This is a genomic window from Acinetobacter pittii, assembly GCF_034064985.1.
Classification (GTDB): Bacteria; Pseudomonadota; Gammaproteobacteria; order Pseudomonadales; family Moraxellaceae; genus Acinetobacter; species Acinetobacter pittii_H.
The window spans coordinates 2,349,936-2,367,806 of the sequence record NZ_CP139249.1; the positions used below are offsets into that span (position 1 = coordinate 2,349,936).

Genomic DNA, 17,871 nt, shown 5'->3' on the forward strand with positions numbered 1-17,871 from the left:
ATATTTTCATACCTCAAGTCATGACTTATCTCATGACAAATGGGTCATCAATTGGCTCATCTGAGGTACGTAACCAAACTGTTTTGGTGGTGGTGTAATCTAGAACCGCATTTGCGCCACCTTCCCGACCATGTCCCGAAAGCCCATGTCCACCAAAAGGTGCAAGTGGAGAAACCGCGCGATAAGTGTTTAGCCAAACAATTCCCGACCCAATGACTTTAGTCATGCGGTGAGCACGACTTAAATTGGTGGTAAAAACGCCTGCTGCCAGTCCATAAGGCGTGCTATTGGCTTTTTGCACGGCTTCCGCTTCATCTTTGAAACTATCTACCGATAACACCGGACCAAATAGTTCCGTGGTAATGCAATCTGCTTGAGGTGCATCGGTGCAATCTAAAATGGTCGGTGGATAGTAATAACCTGCTCGCTCAAGGCTTTTACCCCCGGTAAGAAGTTTTGCACCTTGCTGGATTGAACTTGCAACGACTTGCTCAATTTTTTGGCGTTGGCGTAAAGTACAAAGCGGCCCAAACTCGGTTGCCATCTCATGAGGTAAACCAATTTTTATGGTTTGTACACGCTCAACCAAACGCTGAACAAATTCATCTTTAATGCTTTCTTCAACCAGTAAGCGTGAACCTGCTACACAACTTTGCCCAGTAGCAGCAAAAATAGCAGCGACCTGAGCATTTACCGCACTTTGAATATCTGCATCAGCAAATACAATAAATGGTGATTTTCCACCTAACTCGAGTGAAACTTTTGCAAGATTTTCAGCCGAGTTACGCACAATGTGCCGTGCGGTTTCTGGACCACCTGTAAACGCAACATGGGCAACATCAGGATGACTACTCAACACGGCGCCACATTCAGGTCCGAAACCGGTAATCACGTTGACCACTCCAGCCGGAAAACCCGCTTCATGGACCAATTTAGCAAAAGCCAATAATGGTCCAGGGCCGTCTTCAGAGGCTTTTAGCACGACGGTACAACCTGCCGCTAAAGCTGGGCCAACCTTTACTGCCGATAGAAATAACTGACTGTTCCAAGGAACAATTGCAGCAACCACACCTACTGGTTCACGAACAATCCATGCTTGCATGTCGGCCTTATCAATCGGTAGAAAACTTCCCTCTAATTTGTCGGCAATACCTGCATAGTAGCGATAATATTCAGCGACATAGGCAATCTGGCTCGATGTTTCACGAATAATCTTGCCCGTATCACTGGTTTCAATTTGAGCCAGTTGCGGTGCAGCTTTTTCAATTAAATTAGCCAGTTTATAGAGCAATTTACCACGCTGTGAGGCAGTTAAACCTGCCCAAGCTGGTGCTTTTAAGGCCTGAGATGCCGCTTGAACTGCTCGGTTGACTTCATCGGTTCGAGCTTCCGGCATCTGTGCCCAGACTTCACCTGTTGCAGGATTAATACTTTCAAAAGTCGCTGCACCAGATTCAAACTGACCATTAATATAAAGCTGAAAATCTGCTGTCATGATATTCGCCTCTATGCAAATGCCGGCATAACTTCATTGATCATACGTTCTAATGAGGCTTTTTTACGTTCAAAGCTCATGCCCGTATCAATCCAGAAAGAATATTCGTTATAGCCCATTGCTTCATAAGCTTTTAAGCGGTCAATGACTTCTTGGGCCTGTCCAATCACATTATTTTTGCGCATCGCTTCTGGTGTATAAAAAGGATGTGCAGCAATTTCTTCAGCACTTAAAGGTGCGATTAAACCTTGATTAATTTCACGCTCATTTTTAAACCAAGCACCAAAGTAGTTATAGAACGTATTAATTTCATCTGCTGCCAGTTGAGCATCTTCTTCGCTATCTGCCACATAGGTATGGCGGAGCAACATAATTTCAGGGCGCGGTACATCGCTGAACTTTTCGCAAGCTGCATTGAAATGTCCCATAAGCTTTTCAACTTCTTCGTCACCTAAATGCAAAGGCGTTACCTGTACATTACAGCCATTTTGCACAGCAAATTCATGGCTATTTGGATCACGTGCAGCAACCCAAATTGGTGGATGTGGTTGTTGAAGTGGTTGAGGAGCTGAAGTCGTTTTTGGAAACTGCCAAAATTCCCCGTTATGCTCATAATCGCCTTTCCAAAGGTTTTTAATTGCGGGAATCATTTCACGTAAACGCTGACCTGCACTCCATGCATCCATGCCCGGAACCATACGTTCATATTCAAACGAATAAGCACCGCGAGCAATACCAATATCTAAACGACCATTGGTAATAATGTCAGTCATTGCAGCTTCGCCTGCAAGTTTAATCGGATGCCAGAATGGCGCTACCACTGTGCCTGTACCTAAACGAACATTTTGAGTCTTATTTGCTAAATCGACCAGATTTAAAAATGGGTTCGGTGCAATGGTAAAGTTCATGGCATGGTGTTCGCCTGTCCAAACTGCATGCATACCGCCGCGGTCTGCAATCTGACAAAGCTCAATCATTTCATCATAAAGCTGCTTCTGGGTTTGCTGATCAGAAACACGTTCCATATGCACAAATAATGAAAAACGCATGATTAAACTTCCTCTTTAACGATTTGACGAACTGTACCTGTTGTCTGATTTCCGTAATAAACACCATAAGTTTTCAAATGGTTTTCTTTGCGATAGCGCATCAACATACTTTCTAAAGCGCTGTCTACAAACTCTAGCTTTTCAAGATCATTTAAATCGACAAACTGACCTTTAGTGGCTTGAGCTACGGGTGTGTTGCATAAAAATGAAATATATTGCTGCTGGTTTTCAACGTTTTCATATACAGAGTAAATGAAGTTGGCAGAAGCATCTGGCTGATATTGTGCAAAGATTTTCTCGAGCGCTTTATCTGCACCGTCTTTATCTACCATGACATGTGGAATAGTCCATTTATGATCGGCAGTTTCTTCAAGTAAAATAGTATTTTCATGTCCAATAATTGCACTCATCACCACTTTAGGACCAGAGATCACCTCGGCAGAAAGTTTCGCTGGTGTGAAATATCCACCACGATAATAACCAAGTCCTGCAAAACCTGTCGAAGCAAAGTCTTCAACTTTACCAATTAAAATGGCATGGTCACCTGCATCAACAACTTGGTAGGTTGTACAGTCAAACCATGCACTGACATGATCGATCAGCGGGTTTTGGCAAGCACTTTTTGACCATGAAAGATTTGCAAAACGGTCTTCGCTCGGACGAGCAAAGGTATTCGAAACATCTTTTTGCTCTTCTGCCAAAATATTGATTGCAAAATGAGTGGTATTTGCAAAGTTATGATAATTGCTTGATGTCTTGGCAATACTCACTAGAAGTAAAGCTGGGTCCAAAGACACCGAAGCAAAAGAGTTCGCTGTAAAGCCAAGTGGCGTTCCATCTTCTTTACAGGTTGTGACCACGGTAACGCCTGTCATAAATGACCCGAAAGCATCACGTAGTTCACGCATTTTATTAATCGTATCCATTTCACTCATTGTTATATTCCTTCAGCAATGTGTGGCAAATTAAACGCTGGTTTCCAACCACGCTTGCATTGCATTATTCACTTTGTCAGGTGCAGTTAAGTTCACCATGTGACGTTCATTTTCAATGACTATTGCAGTGCCATGCTTTGCCTGATTCGCCATTTGCAAAGCCATTTCTGCAGTTGAATTCGGATCATCCGTTCCGGTCAACACCAAAGCAGGACAAGTGATCTTTGACCAGTCATCTGCATAGGTTTCATCGCCTTGTGCAAACGCAGAATATGCAGTGGTATAACCAGACAAGTCGACATTTTCGAGCCATGATTTCACTTTGGCTGCTGCAATACGCTCGACTTCACTTTCGCCAAACCAGCGCTGTAGCGGAGTCTCAACATCAATACGGCCTGTTTTTAACTCTTCAGCTCTTTGGATGACTGCATTACGTGCTTGTGTTGTACGTTTATATACACCATTGAGCACTGCCATCCGTTTAACTAAATCAGGACGGGTAACGCTAACTCCTGTGGTAATCAGCGATCCCATTGAATGTCCCGCTAAATTTACAGGTCCTAGATTTAAGGCTGTAATAAATTCGATGGTCCATTCAACAAAATCTTGTAATTTTGCTTCTGCCGGTAATTTGGTGCTTTGACCATGTCCCGGCATGTCTACTGAAATTACATGATAATGTTTAGAAAAATATTCAATTTGTGGATACCATGCCGCGGCTTGCATTCCCACTCCATGGATCAGAACCAGAGGCTCTCCTTCGCCTTGCTCGAAATAGTGAGCAATACGGTTATTTGACAGCTGCAGGGTTTTTGACATCATGACCTAACTCTTCCAAATCTTTATAACGATCACCAATACGATGATGTGGTCGACCACCTGTTGCTGCACCAATCACAACAACCAGTTCATCGGCAGCAGGTGCATCTGGAATTGCAAATTGCAATGTTAAGTAATGAGAACGACGACCTTCGTCATTTTTATCCATCATTGGAATTAAAATCGGCGCATTTGCTGGACCACGGGTATTGTTAAATGCCAAATAAGATTTCGCACCAACAGCACTACGGTAAGTATTACCAAAATGTAAGGTGTGAATTAAAGCTGATGCATGTTCAAGTTCACCGTTTAAGCCAACTACTGCACTTTTACCAAAAGCTTCAACTGCTTCACCAGAACCGACTTCATCAAGAATAAGCTTGGTTAAATGCTCGCTTAAGATCGGCGCAATACGGCGAATTTCCGGTGTTAGGTTTTCTACATAACCTTGCCCTGCCCACGGATTTTTAATCACCGCTGCGGCTGCCACCATTTTTAAAGGCTTTGCTGCTTCTTTGCCGCCATCTACATAAGTGGTTTCTACATGTAGCACTGTTTTACGTATGAGTTCCATTGCTCTTCCTTGCAAGTAAATTATCTTGTCATTCGTATTATGGTATACCATAATACATACTGAAAAAAAAGCAAGAGTTTGCTATGCTAATTTTTATTGAAAAACATGTGATGAAACTCAACATGTTAAAAAACAGGAAAATTTAATTATTTATGAATCTTAAAATTGAAAACCCGCCCGTAACATTACGAGAGCTGTGTTTAGATAAAGTGCGCAATGCCATTATTACGGGCTATTTCCCTTCAGGAAAAAGACTGGTTGAAAGAACGTTATGTGAAGAACTCGGCGTGAGCCGTTCTGTGGTTCGCGAAGTGATTCGTTATTTGGAAGCAGAAGGTTTAGTTGAAATTTTGCCAAATAAAGGCCCTATTGTTTCGCTACTTAACTGGGACATCGCTTCACAGATTTATGAAATTCGTCTTTTATTAGAGCAAAGTGCTGTGGTTGACTGCACTAAAAACCTAGATGAAAAAACTGCTGAAAAATTAAAGTTTCTATTAGAAGATCTTAAAGCTGCTTTTGCTGCCGATGACATCAATCTGATTATTGAGACCTCAACCCAGCTTTATCAAACCATCTTCGCTACCGCAAATCATCATATTGCTTGGGAAGTAGTTCAGCGCTTAAATGGCCGAATTAGCCGCCTTCGTGCCATGACTATGAAATCGACAAAGCGTGAAATTTCAGGTTATCAACGTATTAAAAATATGTGCGAAGCCATCTATCTTCACAAAGACCCTGAAAAGGCAAAACAAGCGGTTGCTGAACATATTGCCGAAGCTGCTGCTGTCGCAAAAAATATTTTAGATACCTGAAATCACAAGTTTTAGGAAAAGGTAAATAAACCTTTATTGAATGAATTATAGGGAAATACGATATGTCTGCTTACTGGATTGCTCATGTCACCATTCATGATATGGAACAATATAAACAATATATGGCCACTGCTCCGCAAGCTTTTCAAAAGTACGGCGCCAAGTTTCTTGCGCGTGGCGGTGCCTCGGAAGTCTTAGAGGGGCAAGTGTTTGAACGTCACGTGGTGATTAAGTTTCCAGATATGGAAACTGCACGTGAATGTTATTTTTCACCTGAATATCAGCTTGCCAAAAGTAAACGCCAAGGCTGCTGTGATGTCATGGTAAGTTTTGTTGAAGGGATCTAAATTGCTGAATTGATTTCTCAACTTGGGAAATCAATTCTTTTTTCAGTGCTTAAGGCCATTTCGTTTTTAGACATTGGTTTGGTGATGAAGATTTTGTTCTATAGACATGGCTTTTTGCCAGCTTTCTAGGTTTTCGAGACCTTTTACATATTGCTCAATATTGAGATATTTTGATCGAATATTTAAAGAATTAATCAGACCATAGACTACGAAACCAATCATAAAATCGGCACCCGTTAAGCTATTGCCTACTAAGAATTTTTTGCCTACTAATTGTTGATCTAAATACGAAAATACTTTATCCAACTCAGTTTGCGCATATTGATCTAAGAACTTTAATTGAGTGCCATTTTTTAACTCAATCGAATTAAAAATATTTAATAAATATGGAACCATAGCCGAACTTTCTGAAAAATGAACCCATTGTAAATAATCAAGATAACTGTCTGAATCTTTCGCGGGCATAAGTTGAGGAGCAAACTTTTCAATCAAAATTTCTACAATAGCACCTGATTCTGCAATTACTTTTCCATTAAGCTCAATCACAGGTGATTTTCCTAAAGGATGAATATTTTTTAATTCTTGAGGTGCAAGGTTTGTAGTTTTATCTCGAAAATAACTTTTTAATTCATAAGGTTGATTAATTTCTTCAAGTAACCACAGAATTCGAAATGAGCGTGAAGCATTTAAATGATGAAGAATAATAGACATTAATTTTCTCTTTTAAACTAGAATGTCAACAAAGTTAGGCCTCACTATATAGATTAGTAGACGACCGGTCTAATATTTTTTGTTATCAGCCATACATTCATTTTTCTGATTAAGCAATAAAGTAAATGTCTTAAAAGTATAAAAACCACATCCGTAGATATGGTGACAAACGGCTTTTAATTTTATCGATTGTTTAGCGCATTCTGAGGTCTCAAATTACTTCCCCCCCTAAACTGCAAAAAACAATCGAGTACCTTTTCCCGATCGATTGCCTCATCTGAACTTAAAAGCTGAATAATTGCGCCTTCAATCATATATAAAAATAGTTTAGCGTCCTAAAAAGTCGCATCACTAGATGGTGAAAAACTTATTGCTCGTGAATACATTGGTATCGAGTTAAATAGGCTTCTAGGTCATTTTCATATTAACTACGCTCACTCCATAGCCACCTAGATGGCTTGGAGCATGAGTGAATCGTTTAACCTTTCTCTTTTAACCGTTTTGGCGTAGCCCATATTAGTAGTGCAATACACACAACACATAAGCTTGCAATAATATATAGCGCGGGCGTTGTACTCCCTGTTATGTCTTTAATATGACCAACCATAATAGGACTAACAATTCCTCCCATTTGCCCTAATGTATTAATGAGCGCTGTGCCACCAGCAGCACCTGCCCCAGCTCCAACCAGAAGCTTCGGTGGTAAATTCCAGAAAGAAGGAATTGCTGCAACAATACCCGCCCCTAATAAAGCAAGCGAAATGACTACAACAACAGGATTGGTATCAAAGAAACCCGCTGTAAAGAAACCAATTGCACCGAAAGACAATAACCCTACTGTAAATTTTAAGCGCTCACCCGTTCTATCGGCCAAACGACCCACGATCACCATGGTCATTGCCCCCATAATATATGGAATTGCTGTCAACAAGCCGATGAGCTTGGTATCATCAATACCTGAGCTTTTAATTAATTGTGGCCCCCAGAAATTTAGTCCATAAGATGCAACTTGAATCAAAAAATAGCTCAGACTCAAAACCAAGAAACCTGGGGTTTTAATTGCTGCCCACAATGAATGGGTCGCTTTTTCTGGTTGTTTTGGTTCAACTAAGCGTTTTAAATGCACTTTTTCTGATGCAGATAGCCATTGTGCATCATCAATACGGTCTTTTAAATAAGTTAAAACACAGAGACCCAACAGAACACACGGAATACCTCCCAATAGAAATAACCAATGCCACCCACGCATGTTCATCACACCATCAAGTGATGACAACAACACGCCTGAAACTGGTCCCCCAAAGATGCCCGCAAAAGCAGAAGCAAGGAAAAATAATGAAATAATTCGACCACGATAGCTTTGAGGAAACCAAAGAGTCATGTAATACAGCACACCCGGAGCAAAGCCAGCCTCCATTGCACCAATCAAGAAACGTAATACATAAAATTGCCACTCTGTAGTCACAAAGACCATTAAGGCCGTTGCAACACCCCAAGAAACCATGATGCGTGCAATCCATTTTCTTGCACCAAATTTATGTAGCAATAAATTACTCGGTACTTCAAATATTACATACCCAATTACAAACAAACTGGCACCAAGGCCATAAGCTGTATTGCTTAGAGATAAATCAGCTTGTAACTGAAACTTGGCAAAACTAATATTGATACGATCAAAAAAGGCAAATAGGTAACACACCATAATTAATGGCATGATTTTCCATGCTACTTTTTTTATTAATTGCTTTTCGGCAGTTGCTTCAGCCGATAATTCCATGCTTTGCGTTAAACTCATTTATTTTCTCCTGAAAATGAGCCTCAAAACACGTCTTCTCAAGTTTTTAAAGACGAGTTAACCGATGACGATACGAATATCGTCTTATCTCGAACTAACTTGAGTAACGTATCTTAATTAAGTGATTTGATGTAATCCGGTATAGGATGCAAGTCTGTATTTCTCCCCGCCTTGGCAAGCTGGCTTGGCGTGTCATGCCCTAAAAGAGCTGGTAAAGTTCTGGAAAGTTGAATAAGAGCATCCAAATCAATAGTGGTGGGTATTCCCATTTCTTCGCACATATTGACCAAATCTTCAGTACAGATATTTCCTGAAGCACCTGGTGCAAATGGGCACCCACCTAATCCACCCAATGCGGCATCAAACCTTCTTGCTCCAGCTTCATAAGCTGCAAGAACATTAGTTAATCCCAATCCACGTGTATTATGAAAATGTAAGGTCAGCTGCTCAGGTAAAATTAACGATAAAACGTGAGAGACAATTCTTTTCACTTGCACTGGGTTTGCCATGCCAGTGGTATCTGCCAGTGTAATATTATCAATACCCAGTTTTAGATAGTACTCAACTAAGCTAAACACTTCCTTTTCACTAATCTTGCCTTCAAATGGGCAGCCAAACGTTGTTGCAACAGTTCCGTTAAACTGTGTTTTACCCTGTAGTTGCTCTACAATTTCGGTAAATCCCGCAAACGATTGAGCCTTTGTCATACGCATATTGGCAAGGTTGTGGGTTTGGCTAGCAGAGAGGACTAGATTCAACTCATTTGCATTGGCTTCAACTGCCCGAAGCGCGCCTTTTAAATTTGGAATTAACCCAACATAAATAATATCTTTATGGCGCGTAATTCTAGTAAAAACCTCTTCTCCATCTCGCAGGTTCGGAATCGCTTTTGGAGAAACAAAAGACCCTGCCTCAATTCGAGAGAAACCCATTGTCGACAACTGATTAATTAAATCAATTTTCTTTGTCGTGGGTACCCAAGTCGGCTCAATTTGCAAACCATCTCGTGGAGAGACTTCTTGTACAACAAGTAAGTCGGCAAATGTTGTCATTGCACTACTCCTGATACACGTAAGCTTTCAATATCTTCAGCTTGATAACCATATTGTTTTAAAACAGATTCGGTATGTTCGCCCAACTCAGGACCACGCCATTTGACCTGCCCCGGTGTTTCAGAAAGCTTCGGAACTATACCCGGCATTTTTACCACCTGACCATCAGGCAACTCAGTTGAAAGCAACATATCACGTGCATTAAAGTGCGGATCATTGACCATGTCTGCTACAGAATAAATTCGTCCTGATGGAACCTCAGCCTGTTCAAGCTGTTGCAAGACTTCATCAATTGAATGCTGTCGACTCCATGATTCAATTGCAGCATCGAGTAAATCACTTTGCTGCGCACGCCCATCGTTGTGTTCAAACTCAGGTCGATTTGCTAAATCTTCACGACCAATCACATGCATTAAGCGCTTAAAAATTGGATCACTGTTTCCTGCAATCACCACAAAAGCATTATCCTTCGTTCGATAGGTATTTGAAGGTGCAATGCCCGGTAACGAACCTCCAGAACGTTCCCGAATAAAGCCATGCAAGTCGTATTCTGGGACAACACTTTCCATAATATTGAAGACACTTTCTGCAAGTGACACGTCAACAATCTGTCCATTACCATTATTGGTTTTGATATTCACAATCGACATTAAAGCGCCAATCACCGCATGTAATGAAGCAAGTGAGTCACCCAAACTCACGCCAACTCGTGCAGGCGCAGAATCTTGAGAACCCGTGGTATAACGAATTCCACCCATTGCCTCACCAATTGCACCAAAGCCCGGCTTGTCTTTATAAGGGCCAGATTGCCCATAACCAGATATACGAACAAAAGTTAGTTTAGGGTTAATTGATTTTAAGGTTTCCCAATCTAGACCTAATTTTTCAAGCGCACCGGGACGCATGTTTTCGACCAGAATGTCGGTATCGACAATCATCTTTTTGATTAAAGCAATTGCTTCCGGTGACTTAAGATTAAGCGCTAAAGATTTCTTATTACGTGACTGTAAGTACCACCACAAAGATGTTCCGTGATGTAACTTACGCCATTTACGAAGTGGATCACCTTTGCCAATAGGCTCAATTTTTATGACTTCAGCACCGAACTCCGCAAGAATGCGTGTTGCAAAAGGAGCTGCAATTAGCGTTCCTATTTCTAGGACTTTTATTTTCTCAAGGGCTAGACTCATAACAATCCATATTATATCTACTTCCGATAGAATTAAATTTATGGCGCAATGAGCAGTAATACAATTCTTAAAAGACCAACAAATCTTCGTGGTTTGCGAAACCTATGAAATTTATTCAGATGCAATTTCTTTATGTGGATGCATAAAATATTGTTTTAAAAGCAAAGTTACTGGATTTAAAAACTCATCATGCTTGGACACAAGATATAAGTCTCTTTTTGCCCAATCATCGGTTAACTCTACACTTGCCAGCCCTAAGGGTTTACCAAAGATTTCAAAAACTTTATGAGGCAAAATCCCAATCCCCATACCCGCCTGTACCATACGGCAAACAGCATCAAAACTTGTCACCAATATTCTGAGTTTGAGCTGCTTTCCTAACGCTTCAGACTTTTGCTGCAAAATCCGGTTAATCGCACTCTGAGTATGCAAACCAATAAAGTCGTAATCTAATGCATCTTCAAAGGAAATGATTTTCTGTTCACTTAAATATTGCTGGTTTTGTATAACCGCGACCAGCCGATCGCTACGATAATGATAATAATCCAGATCTTCTGATAAATTCTCAGCAACGCAGATCCCTAAGTCAGCAATTTTATTACTTACATTTTGAATAATTTCTATACTAGGGCGTTCTTCAAGTTCAATTTTAATTTGAGGGTTTTCAACAATAAAAGGATGTAGGCTTTCGGGTAAAAACTGAATGATCGTTGATAAATTTGCCTGTAATCGTACAAAACCTTTAATGCCTATTTTGTATTCTTCTAACTCAACCGAAGCTTTATAAACCGAGTCTAAGATGGTTCTGCAATGATAAAGCAGGCTTTCACCAGCAGGTGTAATTTGCATGCCTTTACCATCACGAATAAATAGTTTGGTTCCAATCAAATGCTCCAAATCAGTTAAACGCTTACTTGCGGCAGACAGCGCAATCATATTTTTTTCAGCGGCCTTGCTCAGAGATTTTTCATCACAAACAGATTGGAAAATCGTTAAGGTGACCAAATCCAGTTTACGAATAATATTTTCTATATGCATCACACGTCACCAATTTCCCTATCTATGACTTTTCCTTTAACAATTAAATCAAAGTATGACACATCATAAAAGATTCAAGGTTTTGGGCACAAGAAGCATAACCGTTATTCATATACCTCTTACATTTCTTAAAACGTCAAGTCCTCTTCGCTACATGCGAACACTGAGCATATTATGAAGTGATAAATTAGCTCCCAAATCGCGCGATGATCTCATCCTAAAATTACTTAGTCTTATGGAGCAAGACGATATGGCAGGCAAAACTTTATATGACAAATTGTGGGATGCACATTTAGTCTCACAACGTGATGATGGCTCATGTTTACTATACATTGACCGTCATTTATTAAATGAAGTAACAAGTCCCCAAGCATTCGATGGATTGCAACTTGCGGGTCGTCAACCATGGCGTTTAAGTGCAAACGTCGCGACACCGGACCACAACGTTCCAACATCTAAAAAAGAACGTGACCAAGGTATCGCCGGTATTGAAGATGACACATCGCGTATTCCTGTACAAACACTCAATAACAATTGCAAGACTTTTAATATTATTGAATTTGATATCAATGACATACGCCAAGGGATTTTACATGTGATTGGACCTGAACAAGGTTTAACTTTGCCGGGCATGACAGTCGTATGTGGTGATTCACATACAGCGACTCACGGTGCTTTCGGTTGCTTGGCGCATGGTATTGGAACATCTGAAGTTGAACATGTGTTAGCAACACAATGCTTAATTCAGAAAAAATCTAAAAATATGTTAGTGCGTGTAGATGGCGTATTGGGCAAGGGTGTAACACCAAAAGATGTGGTGTTGGCGATTATCGGTAAAATTGGTACCGCTGGCGGTACGGGCTATGCAATTGAATTCGGTGGCCAAGTTTTCCGTGATATGTCGATTGAAGGACGTATGACGGTATGTAACATGGCGATTGAAGCGGGTGCTCGTGTCGGTATGGTTGCAGTTGATGACAAAACTATTGAATACGTAAAAGGCCGTAGCTACGCACCAAAAGGCGAGCAATGGGAGCAAGCAGTTGCTTACTGGAACACCTTGCATTCAGATGATGATGTAGTATTTGATGCAGTCGTTGAGTTAAATGGCGCAGAAATCGAACCACAAGTATCTTGGGGAACTTCACCAGAAATGGTTATTCCTGTTACTGAAGCTGTACCAACTTTAGAACAAGCGAAAGATGACGTACAACGCAATGACTGGACACGTGCTTATCAATATATGGGCTTAAATGCAGGACAGGCATTAGCTGATATTCAACTTGATCGTGTCTTTATCGGTTCTTGTACGAACTCTCGTATCGAAGATATTCGTGCTGCGGCTGAGGTGGTTAAGGGGCGTAAAGTAGCCTCTAGCATTAAGCAAGCTATGATTGTTCCGGGGTCTGGTTTAGTGAAACAACAGGCGGAAAAAGAAGGCTTAGATAAAATCTTCTTGGAAGCTGGTTTTGAATGGCGCGAACCGGGTTGTTCAATGTGTTTAGCAATGAATGCTGATAAGTTACAACCGGGTGAACACTGTGCATCGACGTCTAATCGTAACTTTGAAGGCCGACAAGGCAATGGCGGTCGCACTCACTTGGTGAGTCCGGCAATGGCGGCAGCGGCTGCAATCGCTGGTCACTTTGTTGATGTTCGTTCATTTTAATTCGGTCTGGAGCAAACCATGAAAGCTTATACAGTTGAACAAGGTATCGTTGCACCATTAGATCGTGCCAATGTTGATACAGATTTAATTATTCCAAAACAGTTTTTAAAGTCGATTAAACGTACTGGTTTTGGCGACAACTTATTTGATGAACTTCGTTATTTAGACGAAGGCTATCCGGGACAAGACAATTCAGTACGTCCAAAAAATCCGGATTTCGTTTTAAATCAGCCACGTTATCAAGGGGCAACCGTTTTAATTGCTCGTACTAACTTTGGTTGTGGTTCAAGCCGTGAGCATGCGCCTTGGGCATTAAATGAATATGGATTCCGTACGGTTATTGCACCAAGCTTTGCTGATATTTTCTTTAATAACTGTTTCAAAAATGGCATGTTACCTGTCATTTTGTCAGAAGAAATTGTTGATCAGTTATTTAAAGAATGCGCTGTCAATGAAGGATATCAATTAACAATTGATTTAGCAGCTCAAGAAGTACGTACGCCAACAGGTGAAGCTTTTAAATTTGAAGTTGATCCATTTCGTAAGCACTGCTTGTTAAATGGTTTGGATGATATTGGTTTAACGCTTCAAAATGCGGATGCAATTCGCGCATATGAAGAAAAAACCAAACAGGTTCGTCCTTGGGTATTCCAAGAGTTAGCTAAATAGTGGTGAATGCATCATTCATAGATTGGCTGAAAACCTCAACCAATCTATGAATTACTCAAACTATTTATTTGACGGATAGTTGATTCACGATCAGATTTAGTTAATAAAACCACATATTTCATAGAGTTTTTTTAAACATAAACAAGCAACTGTTCTCATAAACAGCTGCTTGAGATTTCCATTTGTAAATAAAATTTAGCGCTTCATCTTATGAAATTGCGAAACTTTTTTCATTTTTTTTATAATCTTCAGAATCAAAATAACTTCTAATCATATTGGCGCTTTCTTCTGATCTTCTTCTTTCTTCTTCTAGATCAACTTTAACTTCTTGTCTGGCTTGATATTCAGCAGGAATCAAGCTAGCGAGTGGTGGAAGCTTAGGTCTCCCTCCAACTGTAATTCTTTCAATAAATCCCGCTAGCCACATAATGTATTCAAGCTTATTTTTATATTTGGGCATTAAACTGATATCTAACTTAACTAAGCACTGATCGGGTGGCTTGTTTAAACACGCTTCAAAATCAATGTAATTATTTTTTAGTTTACATGAAGAACCTTTTAGTTCTTTTCTTATCGCACTCACTAAATTATTGAGCTGCTCAACAACACTTTCAGAAAATAAATTCTTTTTCTCACATTCTTGATAAACCTTTTCGGCGATAGCTATAAATTTTGTCATCCCTATTTCCCTTTTGTTATAGGCATTCTTATATCTTTTGCCTTTTAAGGAATTATGATGAATTAACCATTACAAAATGTAAGGGATTTTGCCTATTAAGTAATTAATATGAAACTTTTGCAATCTATTGCCCAAACCGTCCACAGTGTTAAAAATTAATGACCAATAGATCACAAATAATAAAGATTAATTGGACTCTGTTAGACATAAATTGTATAAAAATCTGTCACTCTTTCCTGATCGATTGCCCCATCTGAACTTAAAAAGTGAATAATTGCCCCTTCAATCATTATCAAAACAGTTTTGCATCTTGAAAAGTCGCATCGGTTTTTAATTTTATAAGCTGGCTATAGATTTCATTGATGAGCCATGTGCGATATCTCACTGCGGTTATATAGGCTTTTAGATAGACCAATTTTGTTTCAAAAATGGCTTTAAATAATAGAAAGTAAAGCCCTTCTACATCGGTATGTAAGAAATAAAGTTTCTTGAGTTTATCCTTCACGCTTGAGTCTTGGTCGTACTCTACAATTGAAACGACTTTTTCTTTTAGATGTTCTTTTTGCACGATCAAACAGATTTTAAAATGAATAAGTTATTGTTAAATTGGGCTTTATGATGAACTATAAATTAAAACATCCAAGTGGAGATAAGTTCTGAGCTGAATATACACAGATATTAGGTATATTGCCGGTTTGAACCAAGAAAATAATTTGCTCTTAAGCTTATTTTTTTATAGGTAGTAGTAAAACAGGGTCTTCAATATCGTAACCAGTTTCTTCTGGAATCCCCAAATATTTAACGACAACCAACTTCTTATTGTGTTTAGGCACACTATAATTTTGGGAAATTTTTATTGCTTTGCTGTAATGGACCGCAATGTGGGTCTTACTTTTTAAAGACGGCGATTTTACAACATATTCTGTTTGATATTGTGTGATCTTTCCTGAAGGATCAAACCAAGCTGATACTTGATTCTGATGAGTTTTTAACGTTTGAATTTTTACAGTCTTACTATTACTTACGACTAAGGGGATTAAATTCCTTTTAATTTTTTTAAGCGCCTTATTAAACGCTGTACTATCTTGATCATAATCAATCTTATGTGTTTTTGGATTGATATAGAGCGATTTAACTTCAATAAGTTTATCAGGCGATTTACTATTTAATAGATAATAATAGAGTTGTGGTAGGCGTCCTCGACCATCTTCATAATGTCTTAAAACATACAGTTTCTTCTCTTTTTGCTGATAGCCCAATACTTCAATTTTTTGTCCACCACCTACTGTCGCATAACTATGTGCGGATAAGGTAAGAATCGTGCTAAAAGTTAGAAATTTTAGAAATTTCATCGGTTCATATCCTTGTGATCATGTAATTATATTGTATAAATATCAAACAGATTAAAATGACACTTGAGTAAGTGTTACTTGCTGTTTTTATATTCTTTTGTACACAAGCAGCCTTTCTACGGGGGCTTTATTTATTATTTCTCTCCCCCTTCAAATTGATTTATCCAGCTTTAGATATAAGCCATTATAGAAGAACAGGCTTATGCAGTATTACGTTTATAAGAAAAATAAGAACATCCTGCACACGATGCCATAATAATTGTTATTCCAATGATCTGAAAACTATTTAATCGTTCATCTAAAATCAGCCATCCAGCCAAAGCACTCACCGCGGGTGATGCACTCAATAAAATTCCAAAAACGCGTGGATGCAGTTTTTTCATCGCAACCATATCTAATATAAATGGAATCGCACTTGCTAGCATCGCCATGAGCAAACATGTCAAAAGAATCTTATAACTATCAAAAATATGGACAATGTGAGATGCCCCTAAAGGTATTGCAAACAAAGCCGCCAAGAACATTCCAGTCGCAACAGAACTTCCCCCACCTTTTGCAACTTTAGAGCCGTAAATAATATATAGCCCCCAACCTACTGCCGCCACAAGCGCATACGTCATACCAATAAAACTGAAGTTATGATTTGAATTGCCCATGGGTAAAAGAAGCAAACCAATCAGAGATAATGCTCCCCAAAAATAATCTAATTTATTTTTAGACATTAAAATAGCAACAGTAAGCGGTCCTAACACTTCAATGGAAATAGCGATCCCCACAGACATATAAGAAAATGCTTTATAAATTAAAGTATTCATTAAAGTGAGGATGGCCCCATAAATAATTAGATTTTTCCAATTGGTCTGTCTGTTCCAATCTCTCCAAGGTTTATAAACAATCCATAAGAAACACGCTGCTAAAGCAAGTCGAGTTAAGGTCACTCCTTCAGCACTAAGAATTGGAAAAAGGGCTTTTCCTATTGATGCTCCTATTTGCACAGAAACTAAAGATAGAAATGCGGCTGCAAATGCCATACCTTGCTTGGAGTTGGTTTCAATCATCATATTTATCGCTCTGGGAATGATTGAAATTTTAATTCTATATAATCAATATATTTCTTCTATTTCTCTCAATAAAACGATTAAATAACTCTATATTTAAAACTTAATGAGAGATTTACTCATGTCAGATATTTCTTTAGATAATTTTGACTACGCAATCTTAAGAATACTGCAAAAAGACAATAAGACGTCTCATCGAGAAATTTCTGAAAAAATTGGTCTATCTGCTGCTTCTGTTCAAAGACGTATATCTCGTATGGAAGAAAAGGAAATTATTTTAAGAAATTGCGCTATTTTAAATCCGCTTAAATTTGGTGAAAAAATTACTTCTATTATTGAAGTTCGACTTAGCGAAGATCGCTCTGTCGTTATGGACAGAGCGAAGCAATACTTTGCATCTGTTGATGAAATTCAACAGTGCTATTTTGTGAATGGCGGAGTCTCTTTTATCATTATCATGCTGAGCAATAACTTATCTCATTTTGAAAGTTTAGTTAGAAAACATTTTGCTGATAATGAAGATGTAAAAACATATCGAACCTTAATTGTTTTAGATCGTGTAAAAGTAAACTTTGAGTTAAATATTTAAACTTTTCTATTTTGGCTTCTTCTCTAAACAAAGGC

At 39.1% G+C, this 17,871-nt stretch carries 18 protein-coding genes and 2 pseudogenes; 5 read left to right on the top strand and 15 right to left on the bottom strand.

Annotation, left to right across the window (positions count from 1 at the left end; genetic code table 11):
• Window positions 1-25: 25 nt before the first annotated feature.
• From tgnC to SOI76_RS11205, 5 genes are read right to left on the bottom strand one after another with little or no spacing between them, the layout of a single operon-like run.
• Complete coding sequence (gene tgnC / locus SOI76_RS11185; protein WP_104080588.1) at window positions 26-1,495, bottom strand: (Z)-2-((N-methylformamido)methylene)-5-hydroxybutyrolactone dehydrogenase; 1,470 nt, start codon at window positions 1,493-1,495, stop codon at window positions 26-28.
• 11 nt (window positions 1,496-1,506) lie between these two features.
• Window positions 1,507-2,544 carry a flavin-dependent trigonelline monooxygenase oxygenase component gene (gene tgnB, locus SOI76_RS11190; protein WP_104080589.1) on the bottom strand — a complete coding sequence of 346 codons (1,038 nt, stop codon included), beginning with the start codon at window positions 2,542-2,544 and terminating at the stop codon, window positions 1,507-1,509.
• A gap of 2 nt (window positions 2,545-2,546) precedes the next feature.
• Window positions 2,547-3,479 (bottom strand): flavin-dependent trigonelline monooxygenase reductase component, encoded by a 933-nt coding sequence (tgnA, locus tag SOI76_RS11195; RefSeq protein ID WP_001293253.1) that lies wholly within the window; start codon window positions 3,477-3,479, stop codon window positions 2,547-2,549.
• Between the two features lie 30 nt (window positions 3,480-3,509).
• On the bottom strand, window positions 3,510-4,301 hold the full coding sequence (locus SOI76_RS11200; RefSeq protein WP_104080590.1) for an alpha/beta fold hydrolase: 792 nt from the start codon (window positions 4,299-4,301) through the stop codon (window positions 3,510-3,512).
• Window positions 4,270-4,872, bottom strand: a complete 603-nt coding sequence (locus SOI76_RS11205; protein ID WP_000420415.1) for an amino acid synthesis family protein — start codon at window positions 4,870-4,872, stop codon at window positions 4,270-4,272. Before SOI76_RS11205 ends, SOI76_RS11200 begins: the two co-directional genes overlap by 32 nt.
• Window positions 4,873-5,024: 152 nt before the next feature.
• Between SOI76_RS11205 and SOI76_RS11210 the strand changes: the two genes are divergently transcribed.
• Together SOI76_RS11210 and SOI76_RS11215 are read left to right on the top strand one after the other, a co-directional pair.
• Window positions 5,025-5,687, top strand: coding sequence for a GntR family transcriptional regulator (locus tag SOI76_RS11210; RefSeq protein ID WP_104080591.1), 663 nt, complete (start codon window positions 5,025-5,027; stop codon window positions 5,685-5,687).
• A 62-nt stretch (window positions 5,688-5,749) separates the two neighbouring features.
• Window positions 5,750-6,034, top strand: coding sequence for a DUF1330 domain-containing protein (locus SOI76_RS11215; RefSeq protein ID WP_104080592.1), 285 nt, complete (start codon window positions 5,750-5,752; stop codon window positions 6,032-6,034).
• Between the two features lie 66 nt (window positions 6,035-6,100).
• Here the strand turns inward: SOI76_RS11215 and SOI76_RS11220 are convergent, their stop codons facing one another.
• The 6 genes and pseudogenes from SOI76_RS11220 to SOI76_RS11245 form a co-directional block, all read right to left on the bottom strand.
• On the bottom strand, window positions 6,101-6,745 hold the full coding sequence (locus tag SOI76_RS11220) for a glutathione S-transferase family protein (protein ID WP_104080593.1): 645 nt from the start codon (window positions 6,743-6,745) through the stop codon (window positions 6,101-6,103).
• Window positions 6,746-6,927: 182 nt separating this feature from the next.
• Window positions 6,928-7,098, bottom strand: a pseudogene (locus SOI76_RS11225) (hypothetical protein); the annotation flags it as partial.
• A gap of 125 nt (window positions 7,099-7,223) precedes the next feature.
• Window positions 7,224-8,540: an MFS transporter gene (locus SOI76_RS11230; RefSeq protein ID WP_104080594.1), complete on the bottom strand. Its 1,317-nt coding sequence runs from the start codon at window positions 8,538-8,540 to the stop codon at window positions 7,224-7,226.
• Window positions 8,541-8,653: 113 nt separating this feature from the next.
• The gene (locus tag SOI76_RS11235) at window positions 8,654-9,592 is read right to left on the bottom strand and encodes a hydroxymethylglutaryl-CoA lyase (protein WP_104080595.1); all 939 of its coding nucleotides are present in this window, start codon (window positions 9,590-9,592) and stop codon (window positions 8,654-8,656) included.
• Complete coding sequence (locus SOI76_RS11240) at window positions 9,589-10,782, bottom strand: CaiB/BaiF CoA transferase family protein (protein ID WP_013198374.1); 1,194 nt, start codon at window positions 10,780-10,782, stop codon at window positions 9,589-9,591. Before SOI76_RS11240 ends, SOI76_RS11235 begins: the two co-directional genes overlap by 4 nt.
• A gap of 111 nt (window positions 10,783-10,893) precedes the next feature.
• Window positions 10,894-11,820 (bottom strand): LysR family transcriptional regulator, encoded by a 927-nt coding sequence (locus SOI76_RS11245; RefSeq protein WP_104080596.1) that lies wholly within the window; start codon window positions 11,818-11,820, stop codon window positions 10,894-10,896.
• Between the two features lie 250 nt (window positions 11,821-12,070).
• Between SOI76_RS11245 and leuC the strand changes: the two genes are divergently transcribed.
• Together leuC and leuD are read left to right on the top strand one after the other, a co-directional pair.
• A complete protein-coding gene (gene leuC, locus SOI76_RS11250; RefSeq protein ID WP_320541595.1) occupies window positions 12,071-13,489 on the top strand; it encodes a 3-isopropylmalate dehydratase large subunit in 1,419 nt (472 codons plus the stop codon).
• An 18-nt stretch (window positions 13,490-13,507) separates the two neighbouring features.
• A complete protein-coding gene (gene leuD, locus SOI76_RS11255; RefSeq protein ID WP_104080305.1) occupies window positions 13,508-14,158 on the top strand; it encodes a 3-isopropylmalate dehydratase small subunit in 651 nt (216 codons plus the stop codon).
• 208 nt (window positions 14,159-14,366) lie between these two features.
• On the opposite strand, the gene SOI76_RS11260 is transcribed toward leuD, so the two are convergent.
• The 4 genes and pseudogenes from SOI76_RS11260 to SOI76_RS11275 form a co-directional block, all read right to left on the bottom strand.
• On the bottom strand, window positions 14,367-14,837 hold the full coding sequence (locus SOI76_RS11260; protein WP_104080304.1) for a hypothetical protein: 471 nt from the start codon (window positions 14,835-14,837) through the stop codon (window positions 14,367-14,369).
• Window positions 14,838-15,037: 200 nt separating this feature from the next.
• Window positions 15,038-15,420: pseudogene (locus SOI76_RS11265) on the bottom strand (TetR family transcriptional regulator); the annotation flags it as partial.
• Between the two features lie 142 nt (window positions 15,421-15,562).
• Window positions 15,563-16,189, bottom strand: a complete 627-nt coding sequence (locus tag SOI76_RS11270; protein ID WP_205668460.1) for a hypothetical protein — start codon at window positions 16,187-16,189, stop codon at window positions 15,563-15,565.
• 200 nt (window positions 16,190-16,389) lie between these two features.
• A complete protein-coding gene (locus SOI76_RS11275; RefSeq protein ID WP_104080303.1) occupies window positions 16,390-17,250 on the bottom strand; it encodes an EamA family transporter in 861 nt (286 codons plus the stop codon).
• Window positions 17,251-17,368: 118 nt separating this feature from the next.
• On the opposite strand from SOI76_RS11275, the gene SOI76_RS11280 reads away from it, so the two are divergent.
• Complete coding sequence (locus tag SOI76_RS11280) at window positions 17,369-17,836, top strand: Lrp/AsnC family transcriptional regulator (RefSeq protein ID WP_057074727.1); 468 nt, start codon at window positions 17,369-17,371, stop codon at window positions 17,834-17,836.
• The last annotated feature ends 35 nt before the right edge of the window (window positions 17,837-17,871 follow it).

Coding starts and splice junctions, on each gene's coding strand:
- SOI76_RS11245 (WP_104080596.1), bottom strand. CDS start 11,820: ATGCATATAGAAAATATTATTCGTAAACTGGATTTGGTCACCTTAACG.
- SOI76_RS11260 (WP_104080304.1), bottom strand. CDS start 14,837: ATGACAAAATTTATAGCTATCGCCGAAAAGGTTTATCAAGAATGTGAG.
- tgnB (WP_104080589.1), bottom strand. CDS start 2,544: ATGCGTTTTTCATTATTTGTGCATATGGAACGTGTTTCTGATCAGCAA.
- SOI76_RS11200 (WP_104080590.1), bottom strand. CDS start 4,301: ATGATGTCAAAAACCCTGCAGCTGTCAAATAACCGTATTGCTCACTAT.
- tgnA (WP_001293253.1), bottom strand. CDS start 3,479: ATGAGTGAAATGGATACGATTAATAAAATGCGTGAACTACGTGATGCT.
- SOI76_RS11280 (WP_057074727.1), top strand. CDS start 17,369: ATGTCAGATATTTCTTTAGATAATTTTGACTACGCAATCTTAAGAATA.
- leuC (WP_320541595.1), top strand. CDS start 12,071: ATGGCAGGCAAAACTTTATATGACAAATTGTGGGATGCACATTTAGTC.
- SOI76_RS11220 (WP_104080593.1), bottom strand. CDS start 6,745: ATGTCTATTATTCTTCATCATTTAAATGCTTCACGCTCATTTCGAATT.
- SOI76_RS11210 (WP_104080591.1), top strand. CDS start 5,025: ATGAATCTTAAAATTGAAAACCCGCCCGTAACATTACGAGAGCTGTGT.
- SOI76_RS11230 (WP_104080594.1), bottom strand. CDS start 8,540: ATGAGTTTAACGCAAAGCATGGAATTATCGGCTGAAGCAACTGCCGAA.
- SOI76_RS11240 (WP_013198374.1), bottom strand. CDS start 10,782: ATGAGTCTAGCCCTTGAGAAAATAAAAGTCCTAGAAATAGGAACGCTA.
- tgnC (WP_104080588.1), bottom strand. CDS start 1,495: ATGACAGCAGATTTTCAGCTTTATATTAATGGTCAGTTTGAATCTGGT.
- leuD (WP_104080305.1), top strand. CDS start 13,508: ATGAAAGCTTATACAGTTGAACAAGGTATCGTTGCACCATTAGATCGT.
- SOI76_RS11270 (WP_205668460.1), bottom strand. CDS start 16,189: ATGAAATTTCTAAAATTTCTAACTTTTAGCACGATTCTTACCTTATCC.
- SOI76_RS11205 (WP_000420415.1), bottom strand. CDS start 4,872: ATGGAACTCATACGTAAAACAGTGCTACATGTAGAAACCACTTATGTA.
- SOI76_RS11275 (WP_104080303.1), bottom strand. CDS start 17,250: ATGATGATTGAAACCAACTCCAAGCAAGGTATGGCATTTGCAGCCGCA.
- SOI76_RS11235 (WP_104080595.1), bottom strand. CDS start 9,592: ATGACAACATTTGCCGACTTACTTGTTGTACAAGAAGTCTCTCCACGA.
- SOI76_RS11215 (WP_104080592.1), top strand. CDS start 5,750: ATGTCTGCTTACTGGATTGCTCATGTCACCATTCATGATATGGAACAA.